20 protein-coding genes and 1 pseudogene are annotated in these 20,830 nt (G+C 66.5%); 9 read left to right on the top strand and 12 right to left on the bottom strand.

The genetic code is table 11. From position 1 onward, the window contains the following. Positions 1 to 35: 35 nt before the first annotated feature. Positions 36 to 1,481 carry an HNH endonuclease gene (locus GORHZ_RS08280; protein WP_006331966.1) on the top strand — a complete coding sequence of 482 codons (1,446 nt, stop codon included), beginning with the start codon at positions 36 to 38 and terminating at the stop codon, positions 1,479 to 1,481. On the opposite strand, the gene GORHZ_RS08275 is transcribed toward GORHZ_RS08280, so the two are convergent. From GORHZ_RS08275 to GORHZ_RS08260, 4 genes are read right to left on the bottom strand one after another with little or no spacing between them, the layout of a single operon-like run. Continuing rightward, on the bottom strand, positions 1,472 to 2,575 hold the full coding sequence (locus tag GORHZ_RS08275) for an acyl-CoA dehydrogenase family protein (protein WP_006331958.1): 1,104 nt from the start codon (positions 2,573 to 2,575) through the stop codon (positions 1,472 to 1,474). The two genes, GORHZ_RS08280 and GORHZ_RS08275, sit on opposite strands and share 10 nt — an antisense overlap. Continuing rightward, the gene (locus tag GORHZ_RS08270) at positions 2,572 to 3,537 is read right to left on the bottom strand and encodes an acyl-CoA dehydrogenase family protein (protein ID WP_006331956.1); all 966 of its coding nucleotides are present in this window, start codon (positions 3,535 to 3,537) and stop codon (positions 2,572 to 2,574) included. Before GORHZ_RS08270 ends, GORHZ_RS08275 begins: the two co-directional genes overlap by 4 nt. 5 nt (positions 3,538 to 3,542) lie before the next feature. After that, positions 3,543 to 4,709 (bottom strand): acyl-CoA dehydrogenase family protein, encoded by a 1,167-nt coding sequence (locus GORHZ_RS08265; RefSeq protein WP_006331954.1) that lies wholly within the window; start codon positions 4,707 to 4,709, stop codon positions 3,543 to 3,545. Between the two features lies 1 nt (position 4,710). Next, positions 4,711 to 5,616, bottom strand: a complete 906-nt coding sequence (locus GORHZ_RS08260; RefSeq protein ID WP_040530739.1) for an enoyl-CoA hydratase — start codon at positions 5,614 to 5,616, stop codon at positions 4,711 to 4,713. Positions 5,617 to 5,747: 131 nt separating this feature from the next. Here GORHZ_RS08260 and cysD point away from each other — a divergent pair, with 131 nt between their 5' ends. The 4 genes from cysD to purL are packed head-to-tail and all read left to right on the top strand — an operon-like array spanning position 5,748 to position 11,626. Next, positions 5,748 to 6,692 (top strand): sulfate adenylyltransferase subunit CysD, encoded by a 945-nt coding sequence (gene cysD, locus GORHZ_RS08255; protein WP_245551378.1) that lies wholly within the window; start codon positions 5,748 to 5,750, stop codon positions 6,690 to 6,692. Then, on the top strand, positions 6,692 to 8,530 hold the full coding sequence (cysC, locus tag GORHZ_RS08250; RefSeq protein WP_006331948.1) for an adenylyl-sulfate kinase: 1,839 nt from the start codon (positions 6,692 to 6,694) through the stop codon (positions 8,528 to 8,530). The genes cysD and cysC overlap by 1 nt, the downstream gene beginning before the upstream one ends. A 15-nt stretch (positions 8,531 to 8,545) precedes the next feature. Further along, positions 8,546 to 9,307, top strand: a complete 762-nt coding sequence (locus GORHZ_RS08245; protein ID WP_006331946.1) for a 3'(2'),5'-bisphosphate nucleotidase CysQ — start codon at positions 8,546 to 8,548, stop codon at positions 9,305 to 9,307. Positions 9,308 to 9,340: 33 nt separating this feature from the next. Further along, positions 9,341 to 11,626 (top strand): phosphoribosylformylglycinamidine synthase subunit PurL, encoded by a 2,286-nt coding sequence (gene purL, locus GORHZ_RS08240; RefSeq protein ID WP_174347169.1) that lies wholly within the window; start codon positions 9,341 to 9,343, stop codon positions 11,624 to 11,626. A gap of 172 nt (positions 11,627 to 11,798) precedes the next feature. Here purL and GORHZ_RS08235 read toward each other — a convergent pair whose 3' ends face one another. The 5 genes from GORHZ_RS08235 to GORHZ_RS08215 form a co-directional block, all read right to left on the bottom strand. Next, positions 11,799 to 12,032, bottom strand: a complete 234-nt coding sequence (locus tag GORHZ_RS08235; RefSeq protein ID WP_245551377.1) for a cytochrome C oxidase subunit IV family protein — start codon at positions 12,030 to 12,032, stop codon at positions 11,799 to 11,801. A gap of 29 nt (positions 12,033 to 12,061) precedes the next feature. Further along, positions 12,062 to 12,688, bottom strand: coding sequence for a cytochrome c oxidase subunit 3 (locus GORHZ_RS08230; RefSeq protein WP_006331933.1), 627 nt, complete (start codon positions 12,686 to 12,688; stop codon positions 12,062 to 12,064). Then, positions 12,685 to 13,341: a hypothetical protein gene (locus GORHZ_RS08225; RefSeq protein WP_174347168.1), complete on the bottom strand. Its 657-nt coding sequence runs from the start codon at positions 13,339 to 13,341 to the stop codon at positions 12,685 to 12,687. The genes GORHZ_RS08230 and GORHZ_RS08225 overlap by 4 nt, the downstream gene beginning before the upstream one ends. 146 nt (positions 13,342 to 13,487) lie before the next feature. Next, positions 13,488 to 14,246 carry a hypothetical protein gene (locus tag GORHZ_RS08220; protein WP_006331931.1) on the bottom strand — a complete coding sequence of 253 codons (759 nt, stop codon included), beginning with the start codon at positions 14,244 to 14,246 and terminating at the stop codon, positions 13,488 to 13,490. 103 nt (positions 14,247 to 14,349) lie between these two features. Continuing rightward, positions 14,350 to 14,949 carry a TetR/AcrR family transcriptional regulator gene (locus tag GORHZ_RS08215; RefSeq protein WP_245551376.1) on the bottom strand — a complete coding sequence of 200 codons (600 nt, stop codon included), beginning with the start codon at positions 14,947 to 14,949 and terminating at the stop codon, positions 14,350 to 14,352. Between the two features lie 257 nt (positions 14,950 to 15,206). Here GORHZ_RS08215 and GORHZ_RS08210 point away from each other — a divergent pair. After that, positions 15,207 to 15,588: pseudogene (locus tag GORHZ_RS08210) on the top strand (CD225/dispanin family protein). A gap of 52 nt (positions 15,589 to 15,640) precedes the next feature. After that, complete coding sequence (locus GORHZ_RS08205; protein WP_006331915.1) at positions 15,641 to 16,033, top strand: DUF2752 domain-containing protein; 393 nt, start codon at positions 15,641 to 15,643, stop codon at positions 16,031 to 16,033. Between the two features lie 14 nt (positions 16,034 to 16,047). On the opposite strand, the gene GORHZ_RS08200 is transcribed toward GORHZ_RS08205, so the two are convergent. Next, positions 16,048 to 16,911 carry a glycerophosphodiester phosphodiesterase gene (locus GORHZ_RS08200; protein WP_006331914.1) on the bottom strand — a complete coding sequence of 288 codons (864 nt, stop codon included), beginning with the start codon at positions 16,909 to 16,911 and terminating at the stop codon, positions 16,048 to 16,050. Positions 16,912 to 16,948: 37 nt separating this feature from the next. Here GORHZ_RS08200 and GORHZ_RS08195 point away from each other — a divergent pair, with 37 nt between their 5' ends. Both GORHZ_RS08195 and GORHZ_RS08190 read left to right on the top strand, forming a co-directional pair. Continuing rightward, positions 16,949 to 17,614, top strand: a complete 666-nt coding sequence (locus GORHZ_RS08195) for a hypothetical protein (protein ID WP_006331913.1) — start codon at positions 16,949 to 16,951, stop codon at positions 17,612 to 17,614. Continuing rightward, the gene (locus GORHZ_RS08190) at positions 17,611 to 18,690 is read left to right on the top strand and encodes an NAD(P)H-dependent amine dehydrogenase family protein (RefSeq protein ID WP_006331907.1); all 1,080 of its coding nucleotides are present in this window, start codon (positions 17,611 to 17,613) and stop codon (positions 18,688 to 18,690) included. The genes GORHZ_RS08195 and GORHZ_RS08190 overlap by 4 nt, the downstream gene beginning before the upstream one ends. 104 nt (positions 18,691 to 18,794) lie before the next feature. Here GORHZ_RS08190 and GORHZ_RS08185 read toward each other — a convergent pair whose 3' ends face one another. Continuing rightward, the gene (locus tag GORHZ_RS08185) at positions 18,795 to 20,057 is read right to left on the bottom strand and encodes an amidohydrolase family protein (protein WP_006331901.1); all 1,263 of its coding nucleotides are present in this window, start codon (positions 20,055 to 20,057) and stop codon (positions 18,795 to 18,797) included. Between the two features lie 37 nt (positions 20,058 to 20,094). Beyond that, on the bottom strand, positions 20,095 to 20,814 hold the full coding sequence (locus GORHZ_RS08180; protein WP_006331900.1) for a metal-dependent transcriptional regulator: 720 nt from the start codon (positions 20,812 to 20,814) through the stop codon (positions 20,095 to 20,097). Positions 20,815 to 20,830: the final 16 nt, after the last annotated feature.

Here is a 20,830-nt window from a genome sequence, read left to right as displayed (position 1 = left end):
CGAATCCTGTCGGTGGCTGGCGCTATTGTGCACATATGTTCGAAATGGCCGACGCGCAAGCGGATCTCGCCCGGGTGGCGAACCTGTCCGCGGACGAGTTGATCGATCTCGGCCAGGATCTGACCCGGTTCGAACGTCAGGCCGCGGCCCGCAAAATCGTGACCGCTCACCGGGTCGGACAGCTGGCATTCGAGCGGGTGCTGGAGATGTGCGGTAATGCCAGCATCAAGAAGATGCCCGAGAAGGCCGCGGTCCGAGAGGTCTCGTATCGGCTCGGCGTGCCGACGATGACGGCCGGCAAATGGATCGAGCTGGGCGAGCGTCTGCAGCAGTTGCCCACGATCATGACCGCATTCCTCGACGGCGAGCTGTCCGAGCACCGGGCCCGCATCATCGCCAATAGGCTGGCCGCGCTCGAGGAAGGGTTGCGTGACAGCTTGGCGGCAGCGGCGCTTGGGTTGGCCCGCCAGCCGATCAGCGGTAGCCAACTCGGTGACAAGCTCGACGAACTGATCATCGAGGCCGATCCCGGTGCGGCCGCCGAGCAGCGCGACGAGTTCACTCAGCAGCAGGACGTCCGCATCAGCAAGGAGGCGCACGGCCACTGGGGCATCGACGCGCTGGTGCCTCTTGCCGACGGCCAATATCTGAAGGACCGGCTCGCCGAACTCATAGCCCGGGATCTCTGCGAGAACGATCCCCGCACGATCGGACAGAAACGTGTTGCCGCACTCGCCGCGATCATGCGCGGGCTCGACACCATCGAATGCGGTTGCGGGCACAGCGACTGTCCAAAGAAGACAACCGAGCAAGGGCATCCCTCGACCGAGATAGCGACGATGCCCACTGCATCCGTCGTGTCCGTCGTGACCGACGCTCTCACGCTGGCCGGGCTCACCGGCGAGATGGTGCCGCGTGTCGACGGCTACGGCGTCATCGACCCGGACCTCGCCCGAGCCCTCGCCGACGACGCCACGTGGCAAGGCCTCTACCGCGAAGCCCGCGCCGGCGACGACACACAAGGACTGCGGAAGGGTCGCCCGCGCCGAGCGGGCACGATCGCCCCGAATCATCTGATCGCACCCGGCCCGATCGTCACCCGATCACGGCCACCCAACGACGTCGGCGACCTGAGGCCGGTCGATCCGTCCGGTCATGGCGGCCTCGTTGCCCCACCGACCGGTGCCCTGATCTACCAGCCGACCGACGCGCTACGCCGCGAGGTGTTGCTCACCGACCAGACCTGCCGCGGCCCCTGGTGCGATCACCCCGCGACCGACTGCCAACTCGACCACATCGTTCCGTTCGACCACCAGAATCCGGTGGCCGGCGGCTGGAGCGTACCCGCCAATCTCGCACCGCTCTGCATTCCCTGCCATCAGTTCAAACACCTGGGCCTCTGGGTACCGGTCATGTACCCGGGCCGGATCATCGTGTGGCGCAACGCAACCACCGGAGACGAGATCATCACCTACCCCTGACGCACGACCCGATCGCTCAGCTCGGCGACCACCTCGTGGGGCTGTCCGAACAATTGCGCCGCGCTGTGCGCACGCTTGAAGTAGAGCCCGATGTCGTGCTCGGCGGTGATCCCGATACCGCCGTGGAGCTGGATACCTTCACCGGCGACTGTCTGGAAGGCCTCGGAGCACCAGACGTGGGCGGCCGCGGCCAGATCGTCGGCGTCGGGGTCGCCGGCGGCCACCGCGGCGAGCGCGGCACGCGAGATCGACCGTGACGTCTCCACCAGCGTGTACATGTCGGCCATCCGATGCTTCAGCGCCTGGAACGAGCCGATGATCCGGCCGAACTGCTTGCGCGACTTGGTGTACTCGACCGTCAGGTGTAGCGCCGCCGCCGCGCCGCCGACCTGCTCGGCCGACAGGAGCGCCCAGGCGTGGGCGCGCAGCCGTGTGAGTAGTTCGGGGCGGCCGGGGATGGTCGTCGACGGTGCCTCGTCGAAGCTGACCCGTGACAGCGGGCGGCTCGGGTCGACCACCGGCTGCGGCGTCACGGTGACGCCGTCTGCGTGCACGTCGACCGCGTGGAGGGTCACGCCGCCGGGACTGCCGGCCAGGACCACGAACAGGTCTGCGGATTCTCCATCGATCACGTAATCGGCAGTGCCGCTGAGCAGTCCGCCGTTGGCCACCACTCCGGGGCATTTCCATCCGGCACGGCCGGCCCAGCACACGGTGGCGATGCGTTCGCCCGAGGCGATCGGAGGCAGCAAACGACGATTCGTTTGCGTGTCGTCGGCGATCAGCAGGGCTGCCGTCGCCAGGGACGTTGCGAAGACCGGGACCGGCGCCACTGACGCCCCGAGCTCTTCGAGGACGACACCCGTTTCGGCGAAACCCGCACCCGCACCCCCGTAGTCCTCGGGAATCGGCAACGCGGCCACGCCGATCTCCGTGCACAACGTGTCGTACAGTCCGCGGTCGATACGCGGCGTGGCACCCATTGCGGCGCGTGCCGAGGCCGAATCGGTCCGCCGTCGGAGCAGCTCCCGCACGGCATCCGCGAGGGCCTCACGGTCCTCGGCGGAGATGGGAGCGACGTCGGCGATCGTCACAGCGACTCCAGAATCCGCTGCCGCAGCACCGCGGGGGTTCCCCACGCGGTCAGCAGCGCTCGTGTCTTGGTCAGATACAGCGACAGGTCGTGCTCGGCGGTGTAGCCGATCGCGCCGAGGACCTGCAGCGCGCGCCGCGACGCCAGGTAGGCGGCGTCACCGGCGGCCACCTTGGCCGCCGCCACGTCGCGACGGACATCGGTGCCCTCCGGCACGAGTCCGTCGACCCCGAGCGCCGCCGCGTGCACCAAGGGCCGCGCCATCTCGACCGCGATCGCGACGTCGGCCAGATGGTGTTTGACCGCCTGGAACGACCCGATCGGCCGCCCGAACTGGGTGCGGGCCTGCGCATACTCGGCCGCGAGGGTCAGCATCGCGTCGGCGAGTCCGAGTAGTTGTGCTGCGGTGGCCAGGGTGCCCATGTCCACCGCGTCATCGACGTCGACGCCCGCGGCCAGGATCTCGGCCGGGATCAGCTCGGCGACCCAACGCGTCGGATCGACCGTCGGGTACGGCGCGCCGATCGTCGCGGTGCTCAGGGTCGCGTCGTGAACGATGTACGTGACATCGGCGGTGGGTGCGAGCGGGGCCATCGGAGCGACCGCCACCGTCGCGAACAGGCCTTCGGCGAGGTCGCTGAGCGCCGGGCCGGTCACCTCCGCCGACCGGAACAGGACCGGTAAGACGGCGATGCTTTCCACGACCGGCCCGGGCAGCGCGTGGCGACCGATCTGCTCCATCGCCACCACGAGTTCGATCGCGCCGGCCGACGATCCACCCGATGATTCATCGATGAGCAGCCCATTGACCCCGGTCTCGGCAAGGGCGACAAAGACTTCCGCCACCGGCCGACGATCACCGTCGATCCAGGACCGGGCGCGCGAGGCCACATCCGCCTTGGTCAGCAGTGCGTCGACGGTGGCCGCGAGGTCGTCGTGGACATCGGAGAGTAGGAATTCCATGGTCGTCACCGGTCCCCGCGCGGCAGCCCGAGGAGGCGTTCGGCGATCACGTTGCGCTGAATCTCGTTGGTACCGGCGTAGATCGGCCCGGATAGCGAGAAGAGATAACCATCTGTCCAGGCATCGTCCAGTTCGGCGTCGACGCCCTGCAGGTCCAACGCGGTCTCGTGGGCGGCGATATCCCACTGTGACCAGAACACCTTGTTGATTGACGACTCCGTGCCCAGCTGCCCGCCGGCGGCGAGTCGACTGACGGTCTGATAGGTCGACAGCTCGTAGGCCCGCGCGCCGATCCACGCATCCGCGACCCGCGCATCGACATTCGCGGTGGACGGCACGGTGTCGCGATGGGTCTTCCACGCCTCGACGAGCCGATCGGTGGTGGCGAGGAACCGGCCGGGGGGGCGCAGCGACAGGCCGCGTTCGTTGGCGGCCGTGCTCATCGCGACACGCCACCCGTTGTCGACGTCGCCGATCACTCCCGAGTCGCCGGGTTTGGCGGGGTCGTCGGGGACGAAGACGTCGGAGAGGAACAGTTCGGCAAACCCCGGTTCACCATCGAGCTGGGCGATCGGGCGCACCGTGACACCGGGACTGCGCAGGTCGAACATGAAATACGTCAACCCCCGATGTCGTTTGGCGGTCGTGTCGGAGCGGAAGAGGCCGAAGGCCCGGTCCGCGAAGCTCGATCGGGAAGACCACGTCTTCTGCCCGTTGAGCAGCCATCCGCCCTCGGTGCGGGTGGCCGTGGACCGCAACGATGCGAGGTCACTCCCGGCCTCGGGTTCGCTCCACGCCTGCCCCCAGATGTCGTCGGCGCGCGCCATCCGCGGCAGGATGCGGGCCAGCTGATCGGGGTGGGCGTGCTCGAACAGTGTCGGCGCGAGCAGGAAGATCCCGTTCTGGCTCACCCGTCCCGGCGCCCCGGACCGGTAGTACTCCTCCTCGAAGATCAGCCAGTGCAGTAGCGGGACGTCGCGGCCGCCGTACTCGGTGGGCCAGCTGACCACCGACATACGGTCGGCCGCCATGATGCGTTCCCACTCGCGGTGTGCCTCGAAACCCTCGGCGGTGTCCATCGACGGGAGTGGTTCGGAAGGTACATGTGCCCCCAGCCAGGCGCGGACCTCGGCCCGGAAGGACTGTGCGGCGTCGTCGAACAGCAGGTCCACGTCAGCCCCCCTGCTGTGCCGCGGATTTCATCGACTTCGCATCCATCCCACCGAGCGAATCGCCGCCCGCCTCGGCATTGGCCGAATGCGCGTAGTGATGCCACCCGAACACCGAGTCCATCGAATTGCGCAGGCCCATCTGGTCCTCGCAGATGTTGACCGCCTTCTTCGACAGGAACAGGCCCTGCATCGGCATCGTGACCATCTTCTCGGCGATCGCATCGACCTTCGCGGCCAGTTCGTCGCGCGGCACGACGTGGTTGACCATGCCCCAGTCGGCGGCCTGCGCCGCGGTGAAACGTTCGCCGGTGAACAGGATCTCCTTCGCGCGTCGCGGCCCGAGCACGAAGGCGTGCGCGAAGTACTCGACGCCCGGGATGCCCATGCGGGCGACCGGGTCGGAGAAGAACGCGTCGTCGGAGGCGACGATGAAATCGCAGACCCACGCCAACATCAGGCCACCCGCGATGCAGGCGCCGTGGACCTGTGCGATGACCGGTTTGGGGATGTCCCGCCAGCGACGGCACATACCCATGTACACCTCGATCTCCCGCGCGAGGCGCTGGTCGGCGCCGGAGCGGTCGGTGTGATCCCAGTGCAGCGTCGCGACGTTGTCGTAGAAGGCGTCGAAGTCGCGTTCCGGTGTACCGATGTCGTGGCCGGCCGAGAAGTGCTTGCCGTTCGCCCGCAACACGACGACCTTCACCGCGGCGTCGTCGACGGCACGACGGAACGCCGCGTCGAGCGAGTACGTCATCACCGAATTCTGGGCGTTGCGGTACTCGGGGCGGTTGAGCGTCACGTAGGCGACGGCATTCTCCGGTCCACCGACCTCGTAGGCGACCGGCGTCGAGTCGGGGCCGAGGTCGGCCGGGCCCAGAGCGGGCGGGATGAGGGCTTCACTCATGGCCACGAGCGTAACCTAGCAAGTGCTTGGTTGGTAGTCCGCTGGTCGGCGTGGTCGCCATGGGTGCGCAGGCCGATGCCATATAGTCGAGGACTGGCGTCGTATTCCCGACAGGTCAAGGAGACGGATCGGTGTCGAGGACGACTCGCGTGCAGGACGGACCCGTGCATCACGGATACGAGCTGACCCATCTGGCGGCGCTCGAGGCCGAGTCGGTGCACATCATTCGTGAGGTGGCGGCGACGTTTGAGCGTCCGGTGTTGCTGTTCTCGGGTGGCAAGGATTCGGTGGTGATGTTTCATCTGGCGCAGAAGGCGTTCTGGCCGGCGCCGGTGCCGTTTCCGTTGATGCATGTGGATACCGGCCACAATTTCGACGAGGTGATCGCGTATCGCGACCGGGTGGTGGCACAGACCGGGGTGCGGTTGGTGGTGAGTTCGGTGCAGGACGACATCGATGCCGGCCGCGTGGTGGAGGACACCGGGCCGGGTGCGTCGCGCAACCGGTTGCAGACCACCGCGTTGTTGCGGGGTATCCGGGAGCACCGGTTCGATGCGGTGTTCGGTGGGGCGCGCCGCGATGAGGAGAAGGCCCGCGCCAAGGAGCGGGTGTTCAGTTTCCGGGACGAGTTCGGGGCGTGGGATCCGCGTGCGCAGCGTCCGGAGTTGTGGCACCTCTACAACGGGCGCCATCACCGGGGTGAGCACATCCGGGTGTTCCCGCTGAGCAACTGGACCGAACTGGATATCTGGCAGTACATCGCCGCCGAGGAGATCGAGTTGCCGCCGATCTATTACGCGCATGACCGTGAGGTGGTGCCGCGTGATGGCATGTTGTTGGCGAAAACCCGGTTCCTGCAAACGTATCCGGGTGAGGCGGCACAGACCGAGAGGGTGCGGTTTCGTACGGTGGGGGATGCCACGTGTACCGGGTGTGTGCGCAGTGACGCCGACACGGTGGACAAGGTGATCGCCGAGATCGAGGTCACCCGGGTCACCGAGCGTGGCGCCACCCGTGCCGATGACCGGATCTCCGAGGCGGGTATGGAGGACCGGAAGAAGGAAGGGTACTTCTGATGCCCAAAGAACTACTGCGGTTGGCGACGGCCGGGTCGGTCGATGACGGCAAGTCGACGTTGATCGGCCGGCTGCTCTATGACTCGAAGACGATTTTCACCGATCAGCTCGAGGCGATCGAACGGACCAGTGCCGCCCGCGGTGACGAGTACGCGGATCTGGCGTTGCTCACCGACGGCCTGCGCGCCGAACGGGAGCAGGGCATCACCATCGATGTCGCCTACCGGTATTTCTCCACCCCGAAACGCAAGTTCATCATCGCCGACACCCCGGGGCATGTGCAGTACACCCGCAACATGGTGACCGGGGCGTCGACCGCGCATCTGGCGTTGATCCTCGTCGATGCCCGCAAGGGGGTGTTGGAGCAGACCAAACGCCACGCGTTCCTCTCGACGCTGCTGGGGATCCCGCACCTGACGATCTGTGTGAACAAGATGGACCTGGTCGACTGGTCCCAGGAACGGTTCGAGGAGATCGTCGACGATTTCATCGCGTTCGCGGCGAAACTCAACGTCACCGACCTCACCTTCATCCCGCTCTCGGCGTTGCAGGGCGACAACGTCGTGGACGCCTCGACGAACATGGACTGGTATGAGGGCCGCCCGCTGCTCAATCATCTGGAGAACGTGTACATCGCGTCGGACCGCAACCTGATCGACGCGCGGATGCCGGTGCAGTATGTGATCCGCCCGCAACGCGCCGACGGCGCCGATCACCGCGCCTATGCGGGGACGGTGGCCGGTGGGGTGTTCTCCCGCGGGGACGAGGTGGTGGTGTTGCCGGGTGGTTTCACCACCACCATCACCCAGATCTGGGGGCCGGGCGGGGCCAAGGTCGACGAGGCGTTCGCGACGATGGCGGTGTCGATGGAGTTGGCCGACGAGATCGACATCGTGCGCGGGGACATGCTGGCCCGGCCGAACAACCGCCCCTATGTGGGTCGTGACATCGACGCGATGGTGTGTTGGTTTTCCGAGGACACCGAACTGACCGCGGGGAACCGCTACCAGATGCTGTGCGGTACCCGCCTGACTCGTGCCCAGGTGTCCGGGCTGAACTATCGGCTGGATGTGAACACCCTGCACCGTGACGAGGAGTCGACGGCGTTGCGGCTCAACGAGATCGCGCGTTTGTCGGTGCACACCCAGCAGCCGGTGATGTTCGACTCCTACCGCAAGAACCGCGAGACCGGCAGTTTCATCCTGATCGACGAGGCCACCAACAAGACCGTCGCGGCGGGCATGATCACCGCGCCGGTCAGCCGGGACAGTCACGTGGTGTGGCAGACCACCAAGGTCACCCGCGAGCAGCGCACCCATCAGGGGGCGACGTTGTGGCTGACCGGGCTGTCCGGGTCGGGGAAGTCGTCGCTCGCCGTCGAACTCGAACGGCGGTTCGTCGCCGAGGGCCGACCGGCGTATCTGATGGACGGTGACAACCTGCGCCACGGCCTCAACGCCGACCTCGGGTTCTCCGACGACGACCGCCGCGAGAACATCCGCCGCACCGCCGAGGTCGCCGCGCTGTTCGCCGACTCCGGAGCCGTCGCCATCGTGTCGCTGATCAGTCCGTTCGCCGACGAACGCCGCCGCGCCCGCGACATCCACACCGAACGTGGCCTGCCGTTCCACGAGATCTTCCTCGACACCCCCCTCGACGTGTGCGAGGACCGCGACCCCAAAGGCCTCTACGCCAAGGCCCGCCGCGGCGAGATCAGCCAGTTCACCGGCATCGACTCACCGTATGAACGACCGCTGCACGCCGACATCGTCGTGACGCCGGCCGACGGCTCGCCCGCCGAGGTCGCCGAAGCGGTGATTCGAAACCTCGGGCTGTGACAGCAAGGAGTGCACATGTCGGCTGATCGCGTCCTCGCCGGAGATCTGGCCACCGCGGCGGGCGAACTACTGATGGACATCCGCGCGACCAGCGGGCTCTCCGGCAAGGAGCTCGGCAAGGCCGGCGACCTGCGGTCCAACGAGTTGCTGCTCGCACGCCTGGCCGCCGAACGGCCCGACGACGCGGTCCTCTCCGAGGAGTCCGCCGATGACAAGTCCCGTCTAACCGCACCTCGGGTGTGGATCGTCGACCCCGTCGACGGCACCCGCGAATACGGCACCGGCGGCCACACCGACTGGGCCGTGCACGTGGCGTTGTGGTCGGCCACCGACGGGCTGATCGCCGGCGCGGTCGCCCTGCCCGCGCTCGGTGTCACCTACCTCGACGACCCCGACCCGGTTGCACCCACCGAGGGTCTCGCCGCCACGCCGGCGGGCGACCGACCACGCGTCGTCGTCAGCGCGTCACGGCCACCGGCCTTCTCGCAGGCGGTGGCCGACGCGATCGGCGGCGAGGTGCTGCAGATGGGGTCTGCCGGTGCCAAGGCGATGGCGGTGGTGCGCGGTGAGGCCGCCGCCTACGTCCACGCCGGTGGCCAGTACGAATGGGACTCGGCGGCCCCCGTGGCGGTCGCGCAGGGCAAAGGTTTGTGGTGTGGCCGGACCAACGGGTCGGACCTCGTCTACAACCGCGACGACACCTACCTGCCGGACCTGGTGATCTGCCGGCCCGAGCTCCGTGATGCAGTCATCGCGGTGACATCGACACACGAATAACCGCGCGACGATCTCTCACCTACACTGTCACGAGTGAGTGCGCAGGTGGATACCGTGTCAGCCGCTGCCGGCAGCCCCGACCAACCGCAACCCTTCCGGGAGCTCGGTCTCAAGGACGACGAGTACGCCCGGATCCGAGAGATCCTCGGTCGTCGCCCCACCGACGCCGAGCTGGCCATGTACTCGGTGATGTGGTCGGAACACTGCAGCTACAAGTCGTCGAAGGTGCACCTGCGCTATTTCGGTGAGACCACCACCGACGAGATGCGCGCCGGGATGCTCGCGGGCATCGGCGAGAACGCCGGTGTCGTCGACGTCGGCGACGGGTGGGCGGTGACCTTCAAGGTCGAGTCGCACAACCACCCCAGCTACGTGGAGCCCTACCAGGGCGCGGCCACCGGTGTCGGCGGCATCGTTCGCGACATCATGGCGATGGGCGCCCGACCGATCGCGGTGATGGATCAGCTGCGATTCGGGCCCGCCGACGCGCCCGACACCCGCCGCGTCCTCGACGGCGTGGTCCGCGGTGTCGGCGGCTACGGCAACTCGCTGGGCCTGCCCAACGTCGGCGGCGAGACCGTCTTCGACCCCAGCTATGCGGGTAACCCCCTCGTCAACGCGCTGTGTGCGGGTGTGCTGCGCACCGAGGACCTGCACCTCGCGTTCGCGTCGGGCACCGGGAACCGGATCATCCTGTTCGGTGCCCGCACCGGACTCGACGGCATCGGCGGCGTGTCGGTGCTGGCCTCGGAGACCTTCGACGACAGCGATGACTCGGGCCCCAACCGCAAGAAGCTGCCCAGCGTGCAAGTCGGGGACCCCTTCACCGAGAAGGTGCTCATCGAGTGCTGCCTCGAGCTCTATCACGCGGGGCTCGTCGTCGGGATCCAGGATCTGGGTGGTGCCGGGTTGTCGTGCGCGACGTCGGAACTGGCAGCGGCCGGTGACGGTGGCATGCACATCGACCTGGAGAAGGTGCCGATGCGCGCCGAGGGCATGACGCCGGCCGAAGTGCTCTCCAGCGAGTCGCAGGAACGTATGTGCGCCGTCGTCACCCCCGAGAACGTCGACGCCTTCATGGCCGTCTGCCGCAAGTGGGATGTGCTCGCCACCGACATCGGCGAGGTCACCGATGGCGATCATCTCGTCATCACCTGGCACGGCGAGACCGTCGTCGACGTCCCGCCGCGGACCGTCGCCCTCGAGGGACCCGTCTACCACCGTCCGCTCGAGCGGCCGGACTGGCAGGACCGCGTCATCGAGTCGACCACCGAGCCGCTGGCCCGGCCCGACACCCCGGACAAACTGCGCAAGACGGCGGTGGCGATGCTCGGTTCCCCGGCGTTGTGCAGCCGCAAGTTCATCACCGAGCAGTACGACCGCTACGTCCGTGGCAACACGGTGCTCGCGGAGTACGCCGATTCCGGCATGGTCCGTATCGACGAGAGCTCCGGGCGCGGTATCGCTCTGGCCACCGATGCGTCCGGGCGCTACACGTTCCTCGACCCGTACCGCGGTGCGCAGCTCGCGCTTGCCGAGGCCTACCGCAACGTCGCCGTATCGGGTGCGCAGCCCAAGGCCGTCACCAACTGCCTCAACTTCGGCTCACCCGAGGACCCCGCGGTGATGTGGCAGTTCCAGCAGGCCGTGCGAGGTCTCGCCGACGGATGCGCCAAGCTCGGCATCCCCGTGACCGGCGGCAACGTCAGCTTCTACAACCAGACCGGTTCGACGGCGATCCTGCCGACGCCCGTCGTCGGCGTGCTCGGCGTCATCGACGACGTGCACCGGCGTATCCCGACCGGTCTCGGCACCGAACCGGGCGAGACGCTGATCCTGCTCGGTGAGACCCGTGACGAGTTCGACGGTTCCATCTGGGCGCAGGTCGCCCACGATCACCTCGGCGGGGTGGCGCCGCAGGTGGACCTCGATCACGAGCGGCTGCTCGCCGACATCATGGTCGCGGCATCCCGCGACGGACTGGTGTCGGCGGCCCACGACCTGTCCGAAGGCGGGCTGCTGCAGGCCGTCGTCGAGTCCGCGCTCGCCGGCGAAACCGGTTGTCGCATCCTGCTTCCCGAGGACGCGGATCCGTTCGTGTGGCTGTTCTCCGAGTCGACCGGCCGAGCGTTGGTCGCCGTGCCGCGTACCGAGGAGTCCCGGTTCGTCTCGATGCTCGACGCCCGCGGTATGCCGTGGACCCGGATCGGCGTGGTTGACCAGGGTAGCGACGCGGTGTCGGTGCAGGATCAGTTCGAGATCACGCTCGACGAGCTTCGCGTGGTACATGAGGGGACTCTGCCGAACCTGTTCCGCTGATGTACCCCCGGCCGGGGGCTTCGGCGCCGAGCAACTCGACGCCCTCGTCTGGTCCTATGACATGCACGGCTACGCCACGCTGCGCGGTAGCCCCGTCCACCCATGGTCACGACGTGCCGATGCGACGACGGATCGGGAATCGTCCTCGCGATCCGGCCCCGGCCCCCGTCGGTCAGTTCAGGAACAGGGTGACACTGGTCGCGGCCACGATGATCAGCCAGCCACCCGTGACCAGCGTCAGCCAGCGCGGCGCGGAGCGAACCTCCATGAAATCACGAAGGATGAGCCAGACCTTCACAAATGCCATGGCGAGCACCGCGAGACCGATCGCGGTGGAATGTCCGCCTGTCTCATGACCCAGCCACCAGCTGAGCACGGTGATGGAACACAGCACGCCGAGCGTCACAGTGAGACGGTGGGATTCGTCGAGTCGGATCATCGGACCAGATAGACCATCGCGAAGATCAACACCCACAGGAAGTCGACCATGTGCCAGTAGGTGGCGCCTTGCTCGACCACTTTCGCGGATGACCGAGATCGGGTGCGTAATCGGAACGCCACGGCTCCCAAAGTGATCAGCCCGATGACGACGTGCAACAGGTGGACGCCGGTGAGCATGTAGTAGAAACCGAAGAAGTCGTCGGTCTTCACCGTGTACCCGGCTTGTATCTCGGACCACCATTCGCCGAGTTTGAGAAGAATGAACAGGATCCCGCATCCGGCCGCCCCGTAGATGCGTCGAAGGCTCGGACCGAGGTCGCCGGATCGGGCTGCGAGTACCGCTTGGGCCATCAGCCATGAGCTGATCAGCAGGACGAGTGTGTTGACGAATCCGATGTTCTGGTCGAGATGGAGCTGAGACTCGCGGTACATGTGCACGTCGCGCGCACGGAACGCGAGATAGGCGATGAAATACAGGCCGAAGATGACCATGTCGCCCAGCACGAAGAACCACATGGCCCCGGTGCCCGGCAGATGGCTTGTACGAGTGGGGGTGGGTTCGGACGTTCCTGTCGCGGCACCACCCGCCGCTTCCGGCTCAACGTGGTCCACTCCGCTCATGTTCTGCGCTCCATGCCGATGGGTGCGGGAGCACCACCACGGTTCGTCGACATCGGACTGCGGTGTCCCTGAAATGCCTGCACGACCTTGAACAGGACGTAGAACTGGCACACCTGCCAGAAGAGGTAGACGGCGGTGTTGATGTAGAAGGTCACCGCGCCGTTCCAGGCGAAGGGCCCGGCCTCGAACAAGAAGACCAACGCGGCGATGAACTCGGTGATGATCTGCCAGATCGTGGCGTAGCCGAACCACTTCGGCAGGATCTCGTTGCGGTCCAGCAGGATTGCGACGCCGAGGACTGTCCAGGCCGCTGCGAAGCACCCGAGTGAACCGATGAATGAGAGGAAGGCCAAGTCGTAGAGCATCATCAGGGTGTCCGGTGAGCGGTGTGGGCGGAAAACCGCTACCAGGAAGGCGAATCCACCGATGAGGAAGCCGGGGGTTGCACCCACTGCCAGTGCACCGATGAATGCGTAGCTGAACGCCGGACTCACCGACATCCGGCGGATCTGGAACGCGATGAGCCCGTTGGCGGTGCCCACGAACCCGGAGATGACCATCAGGGCGCCGAAGCCGACCTTGATGCCCAGTGAGTGGTCGGAGAAGAATTCGGCAACCTGGTCCGGGCCGACGTCCGGGCGTCTGGGAGGCATCAGGCGGGTGAGGACTACATAAATGAGTCCTTGCGCACCATAGAAGATAGGGATCGTCCAAAAGGTGAACCAGAGATCGAACTTGCTGCTGCGCGCCCTTGGACTTGGGCGACGTGTGGTCGATGTGGCCACGGCAGATACGCCGCTCATACCGCGTTTTCCATATTCGACGCCATGTCGTCGACGAGCGGGGCCGAAGCCGACTGCCGGCGGACTGCCGTGGTCAGCACGACGAGCATGGTGATCACGTACACCGCGAGGACTGTCCAATGCAGCCAGAACGAGAAGAACCCGTCCCAGGCGAACGGCCCGGTACGGGCCACCGCGGCACCGGCGGCCGGCGCCCAGAGCGCCGCCGCGACGAGATTGAACGGGCACACCCAGCGCGGGAGGACGGGATTCGCGCGATCGTCGAGGTACACCGCGAGCGCCAGGACCAGGCCCTGTACCACCATCATGCCGACCGGTGCGACGAGCACGATCCATGCGAGGTCGTTGAGGAGCTGGACGAGTTCGGGGTTGCGCTCCGGCCGGAACGCCGCGACGAGCCAGAAGATGTCGGCGAGTGCGAAAAGTGTTGCGCCGGAGACAACTGCGGTCAGATAGCAGAATCCGAGAACCTGGCTGGGTGTGGCCATACGCCGGATCTGCGTGACGACGACGGCGTAGAACGGCACCAGCATGACATTGAAGAGATTGAACACCACCATGCTGAACTGGATGCGTGAGGTGTTGTCGCGGTAGAAGTTCGCCACCTGTGTGGCGGACTCGTCGGGCGACATCGGCGGAAAGAAGCCCGGGAACATCGCAAATGCGACGAGGAGAATGACTCCGGTGACCGGAACGCTCCAGAGACACAGCTGTTGGGTGCGAACGCTGTTGCGCGATTCAGTCGATTCGGCCACCGACCCTGCCTCCGATCGCTCCGACCGTGAGCTCACGGCCGCACCCCCGCTTAGGCTAGACGATCGTCTATCCTAAGGTCAACGGCCGCGAGGTGAACGCGGGTCAGTTCGTCGGGGCCGTATCGACACCCTCAAAGATGATCCGGCGCAGGATCTTCTGAATGTGATCACGTAGATCCGCGCTGTCGAGGTGGGCAACCGATGGATGCATCACGCCAACCGCGATGGCGCCCGACAGCATGGCCCCGGCGACCAGGTTCTCATCGGTGCCCTCGCCCAGCAGGGCGCCGAACAAGCGGGTGACGTAGTCCGCGAATGGTTGGTGATCAGCGAGAACTCCCACAATCACCGGGTCGAACTGCAACGTGCCGACCAGGCCACGGTCGGCAACCGCGAGATCGATGACCTGATCCAACAACGCGGCACGGGCGAGTGCCGTGTCGTCGCCGGCGGCTGCTTCGACGGCACGCAGGCGCTCTTCGAGGATTCCCAGCTCACGTTCGGTCACCGCGATGACAAGGTCATTCTTGGACTGGAATTGGTGGTACACCGCGGCCTTCGTGACGCCGAGAGCGTCGGCGATCATCTGAAAAGATGTGCCGCTGACGCCGTGGCCGGAGAACAGTTCCAAGGCCGCATCGAGTACCCGCTCCCGGGCCTCGCCGCGTCCGCGTCGCTCGGTCTCCACTGATCTGCTCGCCACATCGCCAGGATAGACACGCTGCTCGACTGCAGCCGGGGTCATCCACGTCGTGATCTGTCGAGGCGTGTTTCGATGAGCCTGCGCACCTTGGACAGGTGATCGTCGGTGACGTCGCCACGGCCCGCTCGACGACCAGCAGTGGTGTGTGACTGGGGCGTCGCCCGGCGTAGCCCGAACGGTGGACGCCCGACGTGGGTGAGGCGCCGAGACGCGAATATCCGGATAAGCTCCTCCCGTCAACGACTCGGGAGGAATCGATGAGCAATCCCTATGATCCGGGCCAAGATCCATCCGGTCAGCAGCAGCCGTACGGTCAGCAGCAGCCGTACGGTCAGCAGCAGCCGTATGGGCAGCAGTACGGTTACGGCGCACCCGGGGCCCGCGCCGGACAACAACCTCGTCTGGGCGATCCTGTGCACGGTGCTGTGCTGTCTGCCGCTCGGCATCGTCGCGATCGTCAAGGCGACGTCGGTGAGCAAACTCTGGGCGGCCGGTGACTTCGCGGGTGCGCAGCAGGCCGCCGACGAGGCGAAGAAGTGGTCGATCTGGGGTGCTGTGGCCGGCGTCGTGGTGGCGATCGTGAGCGTGATCTTCTATGTCCTCATCGTCGCAGCTGCCCTCTCCACGAACACGTACTGACCGGTTCGAGAGGGCCGTTCTGACGAAACAGGCGGCCCTCTCGTCCCATCGGTTGCTCGGCCCGGGCGTCATCGTTGCCGTGGCCGCGGCGGGTTGTACCGCGATCTGGCTCGGCGACCCGACAGCGCCCGGCGGGTTCCTCCCGACCTGCCCCACCAAGCTGTTGTTCGGTGTCACCTGCCCCGGTTGCGGGTCGATGAGGATGATCTACGCCCTGCTGCACGGTGATGTCCCGGCCGCGCTGCACTTCAACGGGCTGGGAGTGGTGGCGATCGCGCTGCTGGTCTACGCCTTCGTGGCATACAGCGTCGGACTGTGGCGGGGTCGACGTGTACGTAGCTGGCAGCACCTGCGCTACGCGCCGATGATCGCGCTCGTCGCCGTCGTCTCGTGGTTCATCGTTCGCAATGTTCCGATCGAGCCCCTGTGGTCGTTGCACGTCTAGTGTTGCCCCGAGCGCTACAGCGCGGCGATCAGACCTTCCGGGTCGTCGGTGGTGATCTGGTCCACGCGCAGCTCGATGAGCCTGCGGACCTGCCGCAACTGCTCGCCGGTGACGCCCCGGATCGTGTACGCGTCGACGGTGCGCCCGCGGTCGTGGAAGGCCCCGACGATGTCATAGCCGCGACGGTCGGCCTCGAGGATCAGCCGGATCTCCAGGTACACCATCTCGGCGCGCGGTGACGCGCTCACGGCGCGCTCGACGAATCCGTCGAACGCCCGAGTGAGCAGCACCCGGCGAACCGCCCCGCGATGGCACGGGTCGTAGCCGATGCGGATGCCGGGCACCGCATCGGTGAGCATCCCCACCGCCTCGGCGTCCCCGCAGGACAGGATCGCGTGTGCGGCGAACGGTGTCACCGCGTCGGCGAAGTTCCTTGTGGCCGTGTCGTCGAGTGCGGCGGCCGTCTCCTTGAAATCCAACTGCAACAACGCATCCGGATGAACCGGGATCGTCCCCAGCAGGTCGGCGAGATCCTCGAGCAGCAGCACCCGCTCGCGCAGTGGGGACCCGTCCTCCGCGCGTAGGAACAGGGAGCGGACCTGTGCGGCAGACAGATCGTCGACCCGCCCGGTGCCGGTGGTGGCGTCGGCGACGTCGCGGTCGTGCAGCACGGCGAACCCGCGGTCGGCATGGATGCGAAGGTCGATCTCGACGCTGGCCCCGGCCCGCATACCCTCGACGATGCGGCTCGCCGTGAACGCCGGATCACCCGCACGGCAGCGCGCCCGATGCCACTTGATCAGGGTCTTGTGACCCTCGTGCCGCACCGCGACGGGTGCGACGGTGGAATCGTGGGCCTCGTCGTTGCGATGCTGCACGATCGTGACCCTACGGCACGCGATGATCGGAGGGCGGATGAGATTCTCGATCGGGCGGTGGATCGGCCTGGTGACGGCCGCGGAGTCAGTCGGTTTCCTGATTCCCGCATCAGCGTTGGCGCTCACCACGACCTTCGATTTCCCGCCATGGGCGGCGTGGATCACCGTTGTGGTTTTCGGGGCGGGTGAGGGTGCGCTGCTGGGACTCGGGCAGGCCATGGCGTTGCGGCCGACGTTGCTCGCTGTTCCGGTGGTCCGGTGGGTGGCCGCCACCGCGGTCGCGGCGTCGTTCGCCTGGTCGTTGGGGATGCTCCCGTCGACCCTCGACGACTCGGGTGTTGACGTGGACTTCGGACATCCGGTGGTGTGGGTGGTGATGGGCGTCGGCGGGATCGCGTTGTTGCTGAGTATCCCGACCGCTCAGTACCTCGTGCTGCGCGGCCGTGTGTTCGGCGCGGTCTGGTGGATTCCGGTGAATGTCGCCGCGTGGTCGGTCGGGCTGATGTTCACCTTCTTGCCCAGCCCCTTCGTCGACGAGACCACGCCGGGCTGGGTGATGGCAGTGGCCTTTGCTGGAGCCGGAGTCTGCATGGCGGCGACCGTCGCCACCATCACCGGGCTGTGGTGGCGGCGGCGTGACCGGGCACTGTCTTCGGCAAACCGGACCCAGGAAAGTGGAACATGTTCTAATTTAGGGACATGACGCTGCGCGTGGTCGAGTGGTCGACCGGGACCGTTGGCAGGCACGCCATCGCCGGAATCGACGCCCGGCCGGATCTGGAACTCGTCGGGGTCTGGGTGTCCGACCTGGCGAAGGTCGGTCGGGATGCCGGCGAACTCGCCGGCCTGGGTCGCGACCTCGGCGTGGTCGCGACGAATGACCGCGACGCGCTCATCGCACTCAAACCCGACTGCATCGTGCACACCGCGATGACCGACGACCGGATCTTCGAGGCCATCGACGACCTCATCTCCTTCGTCGAGGCCGGGATCAACGTGGTGTCCAGCGGCCCCGTGGTGCTGCAGTTTCCCGCCGGCATCCTCGATGTCGACCTCCTCGACCGGATCGAGGCCGCGGGCCGGACCGGTAACGCCAGCCTGCACGTCAATGGCATCGACCCCGGCTTCGCCAATGACGTGCTCCCGCTGGCGATGACGAGTCTGTCGCAGCGAATCGACGAGCTGCGTTGCCTGGAGATCGCCGACTACTCGACCTACTATCAGCCCGTCGTCATGAAGACCATCTTCGGTTTCGGTCAGCCGATGGACGAGACCCCGATCCTGCTCTACCCGGGGGTGCTGGCCATGGGCTGGGGGAGTGTGGTCCGTCAGCTCGCCGCCGGGCTGGGGGTGAGGTTGGACGAACCGCTGGTCGAGCGTCACGAGCGGGTCGCCGCGGACCGCGACTACTCCACAGTGTCCGTCGACATTGCCGAAGGGACAATGGCAGCACTGCATTTCGAGGTGATCGGGCAGGTCGGCGGTGTCGACCGGGTGGTCCTCGAGCACTACACCCGCACCCACCCCGACCAGTGTCCGGACTGGCCGAAACCCGCCGAGGGCGACGGGTGCTACCGCATCCTCATCTCCGGCGAACCCGAGATGACGGTCGAGTTCACCCACCGTGGCGAGCACGGCGACCACAACGTATCCGGGATGATCATCACGGCGATGCGACTGGTGAATTCCGTTGCTGCCGTGGTCGATGCGAAACCCGGACTCGTGACCGCCCTGGATCTGCCGCCGGTCACCGGGCGCGGCCTCGTCGCGCGCCCCTGACGCGGCCGTCATCAGTTCCTCCCCCGGGTATGGTTACGTCCCCCAGCTGCATCCAGAGGACGAAACCGTACCCGGGGGAAGAACTTTCGAGCTTGGCGTAAGGCCTACGCCTTGGCCATGTGCTTCTCGGCGTAGCGGCGCTTCCACTCCTCGCGTGAGCGTATCGACACATCGACGTCGGCGGCCGAGCGTCGGAGCGCGCCCACATTGATCTCGTCGCGCGCCTTGGTCGCCAGCGGGTCCCAGTTGAAGAACCGGGCCGAGTTCTGGAACGAGATCTTGTCGATGTCGGCATCGTCGGCGTCGGCGGCCTGCAGTTCGCCGAGCATCTGCTCGGGCGCGTCGGGCCAGAAGCAGTCCGAGTGGGGATAGTCGCACTCCCAGGCGATGATGTCGATACCGATCTCGTGACGGAACTTCAGCGCGGTCTTGTCGGTGACGTAGCAGGCCAGCGAATGTTCCTTGAAGACCTGGCTGGGCAGCTTGCCGCCGAAGTCGCGACGCAGCCATCTCTGGTTGGTGTAGTGCCGGTCGCAACGGTCGAGATAGAAAGGTATCCAACCGATTCCGCCCTCGGAGAAGGCGAACTTCAGGTCTGGATAGGTACGCATCGCGGGACCCCACAACAGATCCTGCGCGGCCAGCGCCGAGATCTGGCTCGCGAGCACCATGAGGCTGTCGATGGTCGAGTCCTTCGCCAGGTTCAGGGCGCCGAAGCCGGTGCCGATGTGCAGGCACATCACCAGGCCTGTCTCGGACAACGTCTCGAACACCGGACCCCAGTAGTCCATGTTGTGATAGCTGGGCAGCCCTTCGAGATGAGGCAGTTCGGGCATCGTCACGGCGCGGCATCCCTTGGCGGCGACCCGGCGGATCTCGGCACACATCGCCTCCACATTCCACGTGGGCAGGAGCGCGAGGGGGATGAAGCGGTCGGGGTAGGCGCCGGCCCACTCATCGATGTGCCAGTCGTTGTACGCCGAGACCATCACGATGGTGATGTCGCTCTGGTGTTGATTGAGGTGGCGCGCAGAGAATCCCGCAAAGGTGGGGAAGCACATGGATGCCCAGATCCCGTTGCGGCTCATGTCGCGAACGCGCTCATGGACGTCATAGGTGCCCGGACGCATCTCGGCGAAGCCTGCCGGGTCGCGTCCCCACTCCTCGGCCGGCCAGGACACGACAGCATTGAGGCCACTGACCCCGGCCTGCTTGCCCATGTATATCCACTGGTCCACCCCCTTGTCGTCGGTGACCACCGTCGGGGCGTATTCCCGATACTTCTCCGGAACATGGCGTCCGAACATGTCCGGCGGTTCGACGACGTGGTCGTCGATGCTGATCAGCACCAGGTCGTCAACGTTCATCTACATCTCCTTCGTCGCTGGGCTGGCAGGGAACTCGTCAGGTGCGGTCGCAGCGGGTGATCCAGATCGAGCGCGCGGCCACATCGCCGAGCACGATGTCGGTGGGTCCGTCTTCCGTCGAGACCGACATGGTTCCGGCGAACGGCCTTGTCGCACCGACGGTGACGAGCTGGTCGAGGGTGAGGTCGACACGGTCGAAGTACTCGAGCATCGCCGGGTCGGAGTCGTCGATACGCGTGATGACGCCCCGGTCGCCCGTGGTGCAGGTGGAGAGCGAGATCAGTGTCATCGGCGCAACGGCGCCGTCGGGGTCCGGGATCGGGTCGCCGTGCGGGTCCCTCGTCGGATATCCGAGCCGGTCATCGAGGTAGTCGATCAGACGATCGGAAGCGGCGGACGCGAGTGCGGTGGCGTCGTCGTGGACCTCATGCCACCCGTAGCCCATTTCCTGCACGAGGAAGGTCTCGAAGAGGCGCTGGCGGCGGATGATGGCGAGCGCCGCGCTGGTGCCGGACCCGGTGAGTCGGACCCCTCCGTAGGGCTGATGGATCACCAGTCCACGCTCGGCGAGCCGACGCAGGTTTGTCGAGACGGTCGAGGGCGCGACATCGAGCTGTTCGGCCAGCGACGATGTCGTGACCTTGGCAGTCGACCACTCGCCCGCGCTCCAGATGGCCTTCAGGTAGTCACGCGACACTGCGGAGAGCTCGGCGAGCGGTACCTCGGACGATGTCTGCTCAGCTGGGTCAGCGATCACAAGGCTAGCGTAACAC

The sequence above is a fragment of the Gordonia rhizosphera NBRC 16068 genome, assembly GCF_000298195.1.
Classification (GTDB): Bacteria; Actinomycetota; Actinomycetes; order Mycobacteriales; family Mycobacteriaceae; genus Gordonia; species Gordonia rhizosphera.
The sequence above is the reverse complement of the archived record's forward strand: the minus strand, read 5'-3'. Positions and strand labels throughout refer to the sequence as shown.

What these genes read in the sequence shown, in the direction of transcription:
- GORHZ_RS08280 (WP_006331966.1), top strand. Translation starts at nt 36, where the DNA reads ATGTTCGAAATGGCCGACGCGCAAGCGGATCTCGCCCGGGTGGCGAAC.
- GORHZ_RS08270 (WP_006331956.1), bottom strand. Translation starts at nt 3,537, where the DNA reads ATGGAATTCCTACTCTCCGATGTCCACGACGACCTCGCGGCCACCGTC.
- GORHZ_RS08260 (WP_040530739.1), bottom strand. Translation starts at nt 5,616, where the DNA reads ATGAGTGAAGCCCTCATCCCGCCCGCTCTGGGCCCGGCCGACCTCGGC.
- cysC (WP_006331948.1), top strand. Translation starts at nt 6,692, where the DNA reads ATGCCCAAAGAACTACTGCGGTTGGCGACGGCCGGGTCGGTCGATGAC.
- GORHZ_RS08245 (WP_006331946.1), top strand. Translation starts at nt 8,546, where the DNA reads ATGTCGGCTGATCGCGTCCTCGCCGGAGATCTGGCCACCGCGGCGGGC.
- GORHZ_RS08230 (WP_006331933.1), bottom strand. Translation starts at nt 12,688, where the DNA reads ATGAGCGGAGTGGACCACGTTGAGCCGGAAGCGGCGGGTGGTGCCGCG.
- GORHZ_RS08225 (WP_174347168.1), bottom strand. Translation starts at nt 13,341, where the DNA reads ATGCCTCCCAGACGCCCGGACGTCGGCCCGGACCAGGTTGCCGAATTC.
- GORHZ_RS08195 (WP_006331913.1), top strand. Translation starts at nt 16,949, where the DNA reads ATGAGATTCTCGATCGGGCGGTGGATCGGCCTGGTGACGGCCGCGGAG.
- GORHZ_RS08190 (WP_006331907.1), top strand. Translation starts at nt 17,611, where the DNA reads ATGACGCTGCGCGTGGTCGAGTGGTCGACCGGGACCGTTGGCAGGCAC.
- GORHZ_RS08185 (WP_006331901.1), bottom strand. Translation starts at nt 20,057, where the DNA reads ATGAACGTTGACGACCTGGTGCTGATCAGCATCGACGACCACGTCGTC.